The following is a 13,188-nucleotide window of genomic DNA, read 5'->3' as shown; positions in this document are numbered from 1 at the left end:
GTGTACTGGTTGCTAACGAGCGGTGTAGTTGGGTGCTTCGACAGTCATCGTGATGTCGTGCGGATGGCTTTCCTTCAAACCGGCCGCCGTGATCTGGACGAACTGAGCGTTCTGCAGGTGCTCGATCGTCGCCGACCCCGTGTATCCCATGGCAGCGCGCAGACCACCGGTGAGCTGGTGCGTCACCTGCGAGAGCGGGCCACGGAACGGAACACGTCCTTCGATGCCTTCCGGAACCAACTTGTCCTCGGAAAGCACGTCGTCCTGGAAGTACCGATCCTTGGAGTACGACTTGGCCTCGCCACGCGACTGCATCGCGCCGAGCGAACCCATTCCGCGGTAGCTCTTGAACTGCTTGCCGCCGACCAGAATCAGTTCGCCGGGCGATTCAGCGGTACCGGCCAGGAGTGAACCCAGCATGGCCGTCGACGCACCTGCGGCAAGAGCCTTCGCAATGTCACCGGAGAACTGGAGTCCACCGTCAGCGATGACGGGCACACCGAGAGGCTTGCACGCGGCAACCGCTTCCAGGATGGCCGTGACCTGAGGGGCACCGACACCGGCGATGACGCGGGTGGTGCAGATGGAACCAGGGCCGACTCCGACCTTGACGGCATCGACGCCGGCTTCGACCAGTGCCAGAGCACCCGCGCGCGTAGCGACGTTGCCACCGATGATCTGAACCCGCTCGCCCAGTTCACGCTTGAGCTTGGCGATCATGTCGAGAACGTTGGACGAATGCCCGTGCGCACTGTCCACCACGAGTACGTCCACACCGGCATCGGTGAGCGCCATCGCGCGCTGGAAGGCGTCATCGCCGGCACCGACTGCAGCGCCGACGAGCAGTCGACCGTCACGGTCCTTGGTGGCGTCGGGATGCTGCTCGGTCTTGACGAAGTCCTTGACCGTGATCAGACCGGTGAGCTTGCCGTTGCCGTCGACGATCGGCAGCTTCTCGATCTTGTGCCGACGAAGAAGGCCCAGTGCCACGTCAGCGGTGACGCCTTCCTGAGCGGTGATCAGGGGCATCTTGGTCATGATCTCCGCGACCGGGCGATTCTGGTCGACCTCGAAACGCATGTCCCGGTTGGTGACGATGCCAACCAGCTGGCCGGCGTCGTCGGTGACAGGCAGACCCGAGATGCGGAAACGAGCGCACTTCGCATCGACCTCACCCATCGTGTCGGTCGGCTTACACGTGACGGGATCGGTCACCATGCCGGCCTCGGAACGCTTGACCGTCTCGACCTGTCCTGCCTGGACCTCAACCGACGAGTTGCGGTGCAGAACACCCATGCCGCCGGCGCGTGCCATCGCAATTGCCATGCGCGACTCGGTGACGGTGTCCATCGCAGAACTGACCAACGGAATCCGCAGACGGATGTCGCGGGTCAGTTGACTGGACGTGTCGACCTGGCTCGGGATGACGTCGGACGCAGCCGGCAACAGCAGCACGTCGTCGTATGTCAGTCCCAGCATCGCGACCTTGTTGGGGTCGTCTCCTCCGGTGTGTACATGTCCTGCAGAACTACTCATGCGGTCAGGACCCTCCATGGACCTAGATTCGCCCAGGGCGACCGCTGTAGCAGCCGCCTCGAAACGGATTACGAAAGCTGGATATCGGATAGAAGGCGCCTGCACGGAAAGAAATTCCTGGCACCTTTTCCCGGCGTTGCACACCATGGTATCGGCTCACTCAAAGGTCCGAACCATCCCACCCACGCTGCGTGTACGCGTAACAAGTGGCGCTGACCCCCTGACCTGCGTACCGTGGTGCTGTGCGTGATCAACTGCCCCCCGGTCTGCCGCCAGATCCCTTCGCCGGCGACCCAGCTGACCCCTCCGCGGCTCTCGATGCCATCGAGCCGGGCCAACCACTCGACCCCACGAACGCCAAGCGGTCGAGGAGGATCTCGCTGACCTCGCTGTTTACGAGGCACTCCTCGCTCACCGCGGTATCCGCGGTCTCGTAGTCTGCTGCGAGGACTGCCAACAGGATCACTACCACGACTGGGACATGCTGCGCGCGAACCTGCTGCAGCTGCTCGTGGACGGAACCGTCCGCCCTCACGAGCCTGCCTACGACCCGATGCCTGAGGCATATGTCACGTGGGACTACTGCCGTGGATACGCCGACGCGTCGATGAACGAGGCGATGCACGGCGACGGTTTCGACAGCTGAGCGAAACCTCACCCAAGCTCATACGAAAGTGGCCGACAAGCAATTGCTTGTCGGCCACTTTCGTATGAATTCAGATCGGAACGATGCCGATCAGAGCGGGTCTCAGGGCGGCGGTGACGAGAAATCACCGGACGGCGACGAGGCAGGCGCCAGAGACGTCGTCGTCGTGGTGGTGGTCGTTGTCGTCGTGGTTGTCGTCGGCAACGAGGTCGGAGGCGTCGAGGAAGCCGACGTCGGCGGCAACTGCAGCTGCACTCCCGGATCTGGTTTGGTCGAACTTGTCGGTTCGCCAGGTCCCTGAGGATTGAGCGGTTTGACCGAGGAGCCCGGAATTGCCGTGATCGAAGTGGTCGGGCCGGCCGGCTGACCACTCGTCGGCGGCGGCGCTACGGGTGACGTGGTCTCCTGGACCTGCGTCATCAACTTGCCCCAACGCTCGACGAGGTCGGTCTTGTCCTGCGAGTCCTTGACCGCATCGGCACGGTGAGCTGCGTTGTCCAGCACCATCTTTGCCGCAGGAATGTCCCCGGCAGCCAACAGCCGCTCGGCCTTTTCCAGCTCGGAAGTCGTGTCGATCTTCGCAACTGTCGAGTTGGCCTCGTCGGCGAAGACGACCTGCTTGACGCCCCACAGGGCATCGCCGGGCTGGGCGTCGTACGCCATCGCCGTGGCGCCACCGAAGACCACTGCTGCAACTGCTGCAGCGGCGGCGATCGGACGAACCACACGCAATCGAGAACGGGAACGTGAACGCTGACGATCGGAGAAGCCGGACGGCGTCGCTGTGATTGCAGCGATGACATCGTCCAATAACGGACCCTCGGGCATCGGAGTCGCAACGACATCGTCACGCCATTGCGAGAGGATCAACGCAAGTTCGTACTGTTCGGTGCTATCGGTTGCTACCGGCCCACCATTCGAAATGGATTCGATCAGCGCATCGTCACGCCGAACCGCAGCCAAATCCACTGGCGTACCGTCGTCGGCGAGATCACCGAGATTCGAAGCGTCATGCCCCTCGTCTCTAGCCAAAGCTCTCACCTGCTTTCGTCACTTCTTTTTTCAGTTTCGCGATCGCTCTGTGCTGAGCGACTCGTACAGCTCCGGCGGTACTACCGACGGCGACGGCCGTTTCCTCGGCCGACATCCCGACCACCAGGCGAAGTATCAAGATTTCTCGATGCTTCTCCGGAAGTGTGCCGAGAAGTTCGTGCATCTGTCTGCTGGACTCCGAATCGAGAGCTCGCTGTTCGGGACCATCATCCAGTGCTATTACATCCGGTACTTCGGAAACGGGCTCCGACTTGTTACGGGCGGAGCTTCGATGTGCGTCCGCAACCTTGTGCGCGGCAATTCCGTACACAAAGGCCATGAACGGGCGTCCCTGGTCCTGATATCGCGGCAGCGCGGTCATCACGGCCAGACAGACTTCCTGTGCGACGTCGTCAGCGGACAGGTGTCCTCTCTCGGCCGCACCCACTCGACCGCGGCAGTAGCGCACCACCATCGGTCGGATGTTCTCCAGAACCAAAGCTAGAGCTGTACGGTCGCCCTGCGCAGCAGCGGCGACCGCGGTGTCCAACTCATCGCTCGTATTTGTCATCGTCAGCGAAAATCCTGGCGTTACAGTGGCACCTCCCGAGCGGGTGTGCTCCCGCTCTCAGCGGAACCCTCTAAGAGTAACCATCCGGACCGACTGGTCTCCGCATACCTGCCCAGCAGTCGCGATATCGATACAGCTCCTTCTGGAATGTTCTCCGGAGACTTCGGTGGCGTGGTTACGACAAAGGTAGGAGTGATCCACCACGCATCGCAATCAGATCGCCGATCTCCCGGGCACTCGGTGAGGTTCTCTCACCGCTGACACCTTCGATCAACAGAGACGACGCCCAGGCCAGGGGCAGCAGGCCGTATTGCCGGCACCGCGCGAACACATCTGCTGCCATCTTCACGGCTGCGCTCGCGTCGGTTCCGGTCAGCGCGGCGCTACGCAGCAGATCCGACTTCACGCGGTGCCGCACAGACTCCGATTCCGCTGACAATTCGACGGCGCGTTCTGCGTGTCTGCGGGCACGAGCGAAGTCGCCTCCCGCCAACGCCAATTCTGCGGAGACCCATTCGATCCGAATTTCCTGCCGCCACAGCCCGCCCTCGGCATCCAGACGCGCCCGACATTGCGCCAGCAGGCGCCAGCCGAGCGGGAGCCTGCCACAGCCGAGGGCGTCTGCGGCCAGACCGGTCAGAGCGTCACAGGCAGCCTCTGGATCACCTGCCAGGCCGCCGACGATCGCCAGTGCGCGCCCGTCCCACGTGGACGCGAGTGCATGGCGTCCGCTCTGGCGAAGAAACGACGCCCTCGTGCTGGCAGACAGAGAGGCAAGAACTCGATCCGAGTGCGTCGAGAACCCGGCCGTGAGCCGATCGAGGACATCCAATGCAGCCCGCGCTCTTGCGTAGTGGCCCTGACCACCCAGCACTACTGCCGTTGTCCACCAATCTCGGGTAGAGCAAGGCGCCGGGAGGCGGTCGAGATCCGGATCCGCACCGAACGCGGCAGACTCGAGGGGCCCTGGAAGTGCAGTTGTTTCGTTGGGCACAGGTGATTGAGGGCGCGCAGGTGTCGACACAGGTTGATCATCGCAGCAGCACGAGCAGACATTCGCACGACCGGCGTCACACCAACGATGCCAAAAGTCGCACGAAACACGAAAAGGCAAGTTTGTCGGAGTTAATCAGATATTCAACTGAGATTTGCCAAATGTACTCGTAATGATATTTAACGGGCATATATCCGTGACGTTAACTGCGCATTACTTATTGGACGGATGTCCTAGTTGAAACTTGGGCACTAAGTCCCGAAATGGAGTGCAACCCCGCCCACGCAATATCGGACAAATGACGCAAACCGAGCCGAATGACCGAGTGATTTCGCCGGGCGATCAGCCTCGAACATATCCCTGATCTGTAGGTTTCGCATCTCGAGCAGCCAGGCTTGCCGGCCGCCACCTCGATCGACCCAATTTCGACATCGGCGCAGAACAACGCACGAGGGGCCCGAAATGTAAATATATACTTCGTTAACTCTCGCATTTCGATATATGCCGATCGCCACTGAACGAGCCTATTGACGCGATTTACTCAGCACCCTTACGGTTAGCAAGCGTGAACGATTCAGAAGGCCCGGATAACCTCCGGGCAACTTGGTCCGCTCGTTGATCAACGCGAGCTTGCAGTAAGGAGTCAACATGCCTGCACCGAATCACCTTCCAGGCCCCAACGCAGACATCTGGGACTGGCAGATGCACGGTCTGTGCCGCGGAGTCGACTCCTCCATGTTCTTCCATCCCGATGGCGAACGCGGTAGAGCACGTGCCCAGCGCGAAACCCGCGCAAAAGAGATGTGCCGTCAGTGCCCGGTCCTGATGCAGTGCCGCAGCCACGCGCTGACCGTCGCCGAGCCGTACGGCATCTGGGGAGGAATGTCGGAAACCGAACGTGAACTACACGCGCGCCACCGTCGCACCACCCGCATAGCTTCCTGATACACGTAGGTAGAGCGCACTAGGTGTATGAGGCACGGACGTTAGTTACGCGGTGCCGGCGGTAAGCGGCAGGCGGTCGTCCTCCGCGTGCTGAATGCGGTCGGTGATAATTATAGTGAATGTTCCACACCTCGACGGCAGTGCGCCGCTCGGCTTCGCTGATGTATTCGCGGGAGTACAGCAGTTCTTCGGCGAGGATGCGGTTGTAGCGCTCCACTTTCCCATTGTGTTTCGGCGTGTACGGCTTGATCCGGTAGTGCCGCGCTTCCCGCAGTGAAGCAGTGAAATCTGCTGCCCGATAGCATGATCCGTTGTCGGTGATCACGCGCTCGATCCGGGTGATGCCGTGCGCCGCGAAGAAGAGTCGGGCGTTGTTCATGAAATCGATGGCTGTCGCGGCAGTTTCGTTGTCTCTGGCCTCGGTGTACGCCAAACGGGTGTTGCCATCGATCGCGGAATGCAAATAGGTGTAGCCGACGCGGCCCTGCTTGTTCTTCGTTTTCCGACGTTGTGATCGTTTGGCCTGCTCGGAACCTCGCCCGTGGACGCGCCAACCTCCGCCGTCAGGGATGCGGCCGACCTTCTTCACGTCGACGTGCACCATCTGACCAGGCCGTTTCGCGGCGATGACCTGGGGTTTGCGGTTCGTTTCGCCGTTCGGGTCGATGAACCGGCGGCGATTGAGACCAAGATCCCGCAGGAGTTTCGTGACCGTCCGGCGAGCGATGACCGTTCCGTCCATTCGGAGTTCGAACGTGATGCGCGCGGCCGACCATTTCCGGGTCCGGCGCATCGCTTCGATCTCGGCCACGATCTCTGCGGCGGTGGCGGTGGGTTGATGGTTCGGTGCGCTGGATCTGTCTTGTAATCCCAGTTCACCGTATTTGCGGTACCGGTTGACCCACGTGGAGGCGCATTGTCGGGAGATGCCCATTTCGGCGGCGACGTGGGCGATCGGACGAGTGCGGCACCGCTCGATGAGTCGTCGTCTTCCCTCCACAGTCAGCGGAGCATTACGGTGTGTCACAGGGCTGGTCCCTTTGCTGTTGATGGTCTGTTTCGCAACTTCCATCCTGCCGCGAAGGGCCAGCCCGTCTACTTCAATCCAGCGTCAGCAACGTCCATACCCACAACAACTAGGCCCCGAGAGTTTTCGGGGGCTTTTGCGTGTGGACGGGACACCGTCGAAAAGAATTTCCGACACGACCCATCCGACCGACGCCCGCCTCCGAATGCCTTCTGACAGTGCACCTCAGCACATCCCTTCAGGAAGGCAGACCCATGAACACCTCTACTCGAGTTCTGGCAGTCACCGCAGCAGCCTCTTTCGCCGTCTTCGGCGTGGTCGGTTGCTCCTCCGACGACAACGATTCGTCGACCGACACGTCCAGCGCCGCCATGACGTCTTCTGCCATGGGATCGAGCATGTCTCCCAGCAGCGCGATGGCGGAGCCTGCTTCTGATCTGGTCGGTGCCGGTTGTGCCGACTATGCAGCTGCAGTGCCGAGCGGCGCCGGATCGGTCAGCGGAATGGCCCAGGATCCGGTTGCCACAGCGGCGTCCAACAATCCGTTGCTCACCACCTTGACCGCGGCGGTCTCCGGCCAGCTCAACCCGGACGTCAACCTGGTCGACACTCTCAACGGTGGCGAGTTCACCGTCTTCGCACCGATCGACTCGGCATTCGCCAAGATCGACCCCGCCACGATCGACAGCCTCAAGACGGACAGCGCCACGCTGACCAAGATCCTCACCTACCACGTGGTTCCCGGCCAGATCGCCCCTGACGCGATCGACGGAACTCACCCCACCGCCGAGGGCGGAACGGTTACCGTCACCGGATCCGGTGACAACATCAAGGTCAACGACGCAACTGTCGTCTGCGGTGGAGTCAAGACCGCAAACGCCACCGTCTACCTCATCGATTCGGTGCTGATGCCGCAGTAGTCCCCACCTGCTGTGCGCCTTTATCAACCCCCGCGGTTAATAAAGGCGCACAGCGGCCAACGGCGGGCCAAGAGAAAAGAACCGGACATGCACGCTACGGTTGTACGCGATGAAGCGAGACAACTCTTCGTGAGCGAGCCAGACCATGCGTCGGATGCGGCCGACGCATGCCCGACGGACAATTCTGCGGCCCGCACCGCGCGAATCGCGGAATCACGCGAGCTGGCAGTGATCCTCGCGAACGTCGCCGGTGGCGACCAGAGCGCCTTCGCCGAGTTCTACGACCGAACCAGCTCCCGTGTGTACGGCATGGTTCTTCGTGTACTCCGTGATCCAGGTTTCTCCGAGGAAGCGGTCCAAGAGGTCTACCTCCAAGCCTGGAAATCAGCCGACAGCTTCGACCCCGCCAAGGGGTCCGCGCTCTCCTGGCTCCTGACACTTGCCCACCGGCGCGCAGTGGATCGCGTGCGCTCCGAACAGTCGAGTTCGGATCGACAGGCTCTCTACGACACCACCAATGCCACTCCCGAATTCGACGTCGTCAGCGACGAAGTGACACGAAGAGACGAGCATCGTGCTGTCACCGACTGTCTCGAAACGCTGACGGACACTCAGCGCCAATCGGTGACTCTCGCCTATTACGGCGGCCGAACGTACCGCGAGGTGGCCGAAGATCTCGGCGTGGCGATTCCCACGATCAAGTCGCGAATTCGCGACGGACTACTGCGCCTACGTGGATGTTTGGGGGTGATGTGAGATGGACGAAGAGCTGATCGACTACGCGTACGCCTACGCGATCGATGCGTTGGACCTCGACGAGCGCCGTGAGGTCGACAAACGACTTGCCGCTTCGGACTCCGCGACCCACGCCGAATTCGACGCCCAGGTCCGGCTCACCGCCGAAACCATGGCCGCGATGACCGTCGTCGACGCCGTCGAGCCCCCGCCGTCGCTGCGCAGCAGCGTCCTCGCCTCGATCGCAGAACAGACCGCGGCTCCCAACGCCCCGGTTTCGCTGGCCGAGCGTCGTAACCGTCGACGCCCGTGGACCATGGCTCTTGCGGCGGCCGCCGCAGTCGCAATCCTGGTCGGCGGCATCGGAATCGGACGCACGCTGTCCGACAACACGCCGCCGCAGAACGCCGCGTCCGAAATCATGGCAGCACCCGACGTTCATGCCACGACGCGTGACATCCCGGGCGGCGGTAGTGCCACGACGCTGTTCTCGCCCTCCGAAGACGCCGCAGTCCTCGTGATGAACGACGTGACTCCCCCGAGTCCGGATACCGTCTACCAGATGTGGCTGGTGCCGGGCGACACCGACGACACCACGATGATCCCGATGGGGACGATGGCTCCGGGCGACGTCAAACCCACTACCCAGGTGGTGCTCGACGGCATCGGTCCGAATACGAAGTTGGCGTTCACTGTCGAACCGCCCGGCGGATCGCAGCAGCCGACGAGCGAGCCGTTCGCAACGATCCCGCTCATCTGATCGCCAGACGAAAAAAGATCCCCCACCGGAATCCGGTGGGGGATCTCTTCTTTGTCGAAACTACGAGCAGCGAGTCAGTGGCTGTGACCGTGTCCGGTGTCGGCAACTTCCTCGGTCGGCTTCTCGACGACGGCGCTCTCGGTCGTGAGGATCATGCGCGCGACGGAAGCGGCGTTGACCACTGCCGAGCGAGTGACCTTGACCGGGTCGACGACGCCGTCGGCAAGCAGGTTGCCGTAGGTGAGGGTGGCAGCGTTGAAGCCTTCGCCCTTGGTCATCTCGGCGACCTTGCTGACAACGACGGAACCGTCGATGCCTGCGTTGCTGGAGATCCAGAACAACGGGGCGTTGAGGGCTTCGCGGACCACGGCAACGCCGGTGGCCTCGTCACCCGTCAAGCCGAGGTTCCCGATCAGAGCCGTACCGGCTTGAACGAGAGCCGATCCGCCACCGGGGACGATGCCCTCGGAAACTGCTGCCTTGGCTGCGTTGACCGCATCCTCAACGCGGAACTTGCGTTCCTTCAGATCGGTTTCGGTGGCTGCGCCGACCTTGATGACGGCCACGCCGCCGGACAGCTTCGCCAGACGCTCTTCGAGCTTCTCGCGGTCCCAATCCGAATCGGTGTTCTCGATCTCGCGACGCAGCTGCGCAACGCGGGTCGCGATGTCGTCAGCGGTGCCTGCACCGTCGACGATGACCGTCTCGTCCTTGGTGACGACAACGCGGCGAGCGCTGCCGAGCAGCTCGAGGCCGGCTTCCTTGAGCGAGAGGCCGACGTCGGTGTTGATGACGGTGCCTGCCGTGACGACTGCGAGGTCGTCGAGGAATGCCTTGCGACGATCACCGAAGAACGGCGCCTTGACGGCGACGGCCTTGATGGTCTTGCGGATGGAGTTGACCACGAGGGTGGAGAGAACTTCACCCTCGACGTCCTCGGCGATGATCAAGAGCGGCTTGCCGGATTCGGCAACCTTCTCGAGCAGCGGAAGGAAGTCGGGAAGTGAGCTGATCTTCTCGCGGAAGAGCAGGATCAGCGCGTCTTCGTAGACGGCCTTCTGCGCATCGATGTCGGTGACGAAGTAGGGCGAGAGGTAGCCCTTGTCGAACTGAACACCTTCGGTGACAACGAGTTCGGTTGCAACGGTGGAGGATTCCTCGACCGTCACGACGCCGTCGGTTCCGACACGGGTGAGTGCCTCGCCGACGAGCTTGCCGATCTCTTCGTCACGCGAGGAGACGGTGGCGACCTGAGCGATCGACTTCTCGCCCTCGACGGGGGTGGCTGCGGCGAGCAGTTCCTCGACGACCTTGTCGGCTGCGGCGTTGATGCCGACGCCGAGAGCCATCGGGTTCGCGCCCGCTGCGATGTTCTTGAGTCCGCCGCGGACGATGGCCTGGGCCAGAACGGTCGCGGTGGTGGTGCCGTCGCCGGCAACATCGTTGGTCTTGGTGGCGACGCTCTTGACGAGCTGTGCGCCGAGATTTTCGAAGGGATCTTCGAGCTCGATCTCACGGGCGATGCTCACACCGTCGTTGGTGACGGTGGGGCCGCCGAATGCCTTGGCGAGCACGACGTGGCGTCCACGCGGGCCCAAGGTCACCTTGACGGCGTCGGCAAGCTTGTCGACTCCGGCTTCGAGAGCGCGGCGTGCGGTCTCGTTGAACGCAATTTGCTTGGACATCTGTTCTGTCAGCTCCTGAATCTTCGGGGCGTGAACGCATTCCGCCCCGGGATCCTGGGTGGACTCCGGGGCGGATCACGTGTGTCTTACTTGGAGACGACAGCCAGCACGTCGCGTGCCGACAGGATCAGGTATTCCTGGCCGGCGTACTTGATCTCGGTTCCGCCGTACTTGGAGTAGATGACCGTGTCACCCTCCTTGACGTCGACCGGGATGCGGTTGCCCTGCTCGTTGACGCGGCCTTCGCCGACTGCAACGACGGTGCCCTCCTGGGGCTTTTCCTTGGCTGTGTCAGGAATGACCAGGCCGGAAGCCGTCGTCGTTTCAGCCTCGTTGGCCTGGACGAGGATCTTGTCCTCGAGCGGCTTGATGTTGACGCTCGCCACGATGAGCCCTCCACTTTGGGGTATGTGCGTCCGAGGCGATCCTCGGACAGCTGTTTGGGTATGCCGTTTACGGCGCGTCACTGCAGTCCCGTCGTCGCGGGTGCCGGAACTCGATCAGCGCCAATTGGCACTCTATACGTGAGAGTGCCAACCCTCAAGGACTGGGCGCATTTTTCTCTTCGTCCAGAGCGAAACAGGACAGCCGTCCACCACGTTCACCTATTGTTCACTTCGTGACGAACATCAATCGCCGTAGTTTTCTGACCTTCGCCGGACTCGGCGCCGTCGGCGCGGTCAGCCTTGGCAAGCCGTGGGGCCTGCAATATGCAGGCGCGTCGACCATTCCGACGTCAGGTCCTGGCACCACTCTCGAGTCCGTGTCCACCCCCGTCAGCAGTAGCGGCTACACCAAGCTCACCGCCGGACCCGGTTGGGCGAACATCGTGCGCAGCGAGTTGGCCGAGCCGAAGTCGGGACGCGAGGACCGACGCACCGCACTCGCCTCACTCGTGCAGCTGACCGACGTCCACATCGTCGACGCCCAGTCCCCCATGCGATTCGAGTACGTCCACCAGATCACCGGCTCGGCGTTCCGCCCCCAGGAGACCCTGACGGCGCACGGGCTGATTTCACTTGTCCGCCGGGTCAATTCGATCGGCAGTGGCCCGCACACGTCGCGACCCTTCGATGCCGTCGTCACCACCGGCGACAACACGGACAACAAGGAATTCGCCGAACTCGACTGGTTCCTCACCTCACTCAACGGCGGAACCGTCGTCGCCAATACCGGTGCCAAGGACCGCTACGAGGGTGTACAGAACTCGGGTGCCGATCTCTACTGGAACCCCGAGTCACCGATGCTCGACATGTACAAGAAGGCCGGATTCCCGGAGATCCCCGATTTCTTCGGTGCCGCTTTCACGCCCGTGTCGAGCCCCGGCCTGAACACCCCTTGGTACTGCGTGTTCGGCAACCACGACGATTCGGTGTCCGGCACGGTGCCCAGCGGCATCCCGCCGCTCGAAGCGATGTACACGGGATCTCTCAAATTCGAGGTGCCTGGTTCACCGGAGCAGGCCAAGCAGATCGACGTCGCCACCAAGTTCGATCCCAGTGCGATACCCGGAATCCTGTCCGCCTTCACGACGCCGCCGCGCCAGGTCACCCCCGACCCGTCGCGCGCGCCCTTCACACCGCGACAGTTCATCGCCGCACATCTTGATCCCGCGCACACCGGTCCCGGCCCCGTCGGACACGGTTTCGCCCCCGACGCCGGCGAAACCGGTATCGGTTACTACTCGTTCGAGATCGCACCGGGCGTCGTCGGCATCAGCATGGACTCCACCAACCGCGCGGGCCTCGTCGACGGTTCGCTGGGCGCCGCTCAGTTCCAGTGGATCGAGAACACCCTGCGCGCCGGCAGCAGCACCTACTACGACGCCGCGGGCTCTCGCGTCACCGAGTCGCGAGGTGACACGTATTTCGTGCTGTTCAGTCACCACACGAGCGACACGATGGACAATCTCATTCCCGACCCCGAGAACGTCCTCGAGCCACGCCTGCGCGGTTCACAGCTTCTCGACTTGCTGCATCGTTTCCCGAACGTACTTGCCTGGGTCAACGGACACACCCACGAGAACAAGATCACCCCGTGGCCCGGCGCGACCCCCGAGCAGGGCTTCTGGGAGATCAACACCGCCTCTCACATCGACTACCCGCAACTCGGACGCATCATCGAGATCGCGGACAACCATGACGGAACGGTGTCGTTGCTTGCGACGCTCTTCGAGGCGGAGAGTCCCAATTCCGTCGACTACAGCGACAAGTCGGCAGCCGGGCTCGCCTCGCTGTACCGCGAACTGTCGTTCAACGACATCCACCGCGACCCGAAACTGACGGGTACCGGCATCGACCAGAACGTCGAATTGTTGGTCCACACCGGACGATGACT

Annotated in this window: 12 protein-coding genes and 1 pseudogene; 6 read left to right on the top strand and 7 right to left on the bottom strand. The window is 62.5% G+C overall.

The genetic code is table 11. From position 1 onward, the window contains the following. Positions 1-12: 12 nt before the first annotated feature. The gene (guaB, locus tag EHW12_RS09610; RefSeq protein WP_003940903.1) at positions 13-1,536 is read right to left on the bottom strand and encodes an IMP dehydrogenase; all 1,524 of its coding nucleotides are present in this window, start codon (positions 1,534-1,536) and stop codon (positions 13-15) included. Positions 1,537-1,778: 242 nt separating this feature from the next. Between guaB and EHW12_RS09605 the strand changes: the two are divergent. After that, positions 1,779-2,182 (top strand): annotated as a pseudogene (locus EHW12_RS09605) (DUF5319 domain-containing protein). A gap of 102 nt (positions 2,183-2,284) precedes the next feature. On the opposite strand, the gene EHW12_RS09600 reads toward EHW12_RS09605, so the two are convergent. The 3 genes from EHW12_RS09600 to EHW12_RS09590 all read right to left on the bottom strand — a co-directional run bounded on the left by EHW12_RS09600 (position 2,285) and on the right by EHW12_RS09590 (position 4,779). Next, positions 2,285-3,223, bottom strand: a complete 939-nt coding sequence (locus EHW12_RS09600) for an anti-sigma-D factor RsdA (RefSeq protein ID WP_230359675.1) — start codon at positions 3,221-3,223, stop codon at positions 2,285-2,287. Next, positions 3,207-3,785: a sigma-70 family RNA polymerase sigma factor gene (locus EHW12_RS09595; RefSeq protein WP_003940953.1), complete on the bottom strand. Its 579-nt coding sequence runs from the start codon at positions 3,783-3,785 to the stop codon at positions 3,207-3,209. Before EHW12_RS09595 ends, EHW12_RS09600 begins: the two co-directional genes overlap by 17 nt. 175 nt (positions 3,786-3,960) lie before the next feature. Continuing rightward, the gene (locus EHW12_RS09590; RefSeq protein ID WP_047270200.1) at positions 3,961-4,779 is read right to left on the bottom strand and encodes a hypothetical protein; all 819 of its coding nucleotides are present in this window, start codon (positions 4,777-4,779) and stop codon (positions 3,961-3,963) included. A gap of 648 nt (positions 4,780-5,427) precedes the next feature. Between EHW12_RS09590 and EHW12_RS09585 the strand changes: the two genes are divergently transcribed. After that, the gene (locus tag EHW12_RS09585; RefSeq protein ID WP_003940939.1) at positions 5,428-5,724 is read left to right on the top strand and encodes a WhiB family transcriptional regulator; all 297 of its coding nucleotides are present in this window, start codon (positions 5,428-5,430) and stop codon (positions 5,722-5,724) included. 19 nt (positions 5,725-5,743) lie between these two features. On the opposite strand, the gene EHW12_RS09580 is transcribed toward EHW12_RS09585, so the two are convergent. After that, the gene (locus tag EHW12_RS09580; RefSeq protein ID WP_125050546.1) at positions 5,744-6,751 is read right to left on the bottom strand and encodes an IS481 family transposase; all 1,008 of its coding nucleotides are present in this window, start codon (positions 6,749-6,751) and stop codon (positions 5,744-5,746) included. A 254-nt stretch (positions 6,752-7,005) separates the two neighbouring features. Here EHW12_RS09580 and EHW12_RS09575 point away from each other — a divergent pair, with 254 nt between their 5' ends. From EHW12_RS09575 to EHW12_RS09565, 3 genes are all read left to right on the top strand, one after another. Further along, a complete protein-coding gene (locus EHW12_RS09575) occupies positions 7,006-7,671 on the top strand; it encodes a fasciclin domain-containing protein (RefSeq protein WP_007728616.1) in 666 nt (221 codons plus the stop codon). Positions 7,672-7,758: 87 nt separating this feature from the next. Next, complete coding sequence (locus EHW12_RS09570; protein WP_007728615.1) at positions 7,759-8,427, top strand: sigma-70 family RNA polymerase sigma factor; 669 nt, start codon at positions 7,759-7,761, stop codon at positions 8,425-8,427. 1 nt (position 8,428) lies between these two features. Then, the gene (locus tag EHW12_RS09565) at positions 8,429-9,166 is read left to right on the top strand and encodes an anti-sigma factor (RefSeq protein ID WP_007728614.1); all 738 of its coding nucleotides are present in this window, start codon (positions 8,429-8,431) and stop codon (positions 9,164-9,166) included. Positions 9,167-9,240: 74 nt separating this feature from the next. Here the strand turns inward: EHW12_RS09565 and groL are convergent, their stop codons facing one another. After that, complete coding sequence (gene groL / locus EHW12_RS09560) at positions 9,241-10,851, bottom strand: chaperonin GroEL (protein WP_003940715.1); 1,611 nt, start codon at positions 10,849-10,851, stop codon at positions 9,241-9,243. Between the two features lie 86 nt (positions 10,852-10,937). Then, on the bottom strand, positions 10,938-11,237 hold the full coding sequence (groES, locus tag EHW12_RS09555) for a co-chaperone GroES (RefSeq protein ID WP_003940763.1): 300 nt from the start codon (positions 11,235-11,237) through the stop codon (positions 10,938-10,940). A gap of 233 nt (positions 11,238-11,470) precedes the next feature. Between groES and EHW12_RS09550 the strand changes: the two genes are divergently transcribed. Further along, complete coding sequence (locus EHW12_RS09550; protein WP_125050545.1) at positions 11,471-13,186, top strand: TIGR03767 family metallophosphoesterase; 1,716 nt, start codon at positions 11,471-11,473, stop codon at positions 13,184-13,186. Positions 13,187-13,188: the final 2 nt, after the last annotated feature.

It is taken from the genome of Rhodococcus sp. NJ-530 (genome assembly GCF_003860625.1).
Classification (GTDB): domain Bacteria; phylum Actinomycetota; class Actinomycetes; order Mycobacteriales; family Mycobacteriaceae; genus Rhodococcus_F; species Rhodococcus_F qingshengii.
The sequence above is the reverse complement of the archived record's forward strand: the minus strand, read 5'-3'. Positions and strand labels throughout refer to the sequence as shown.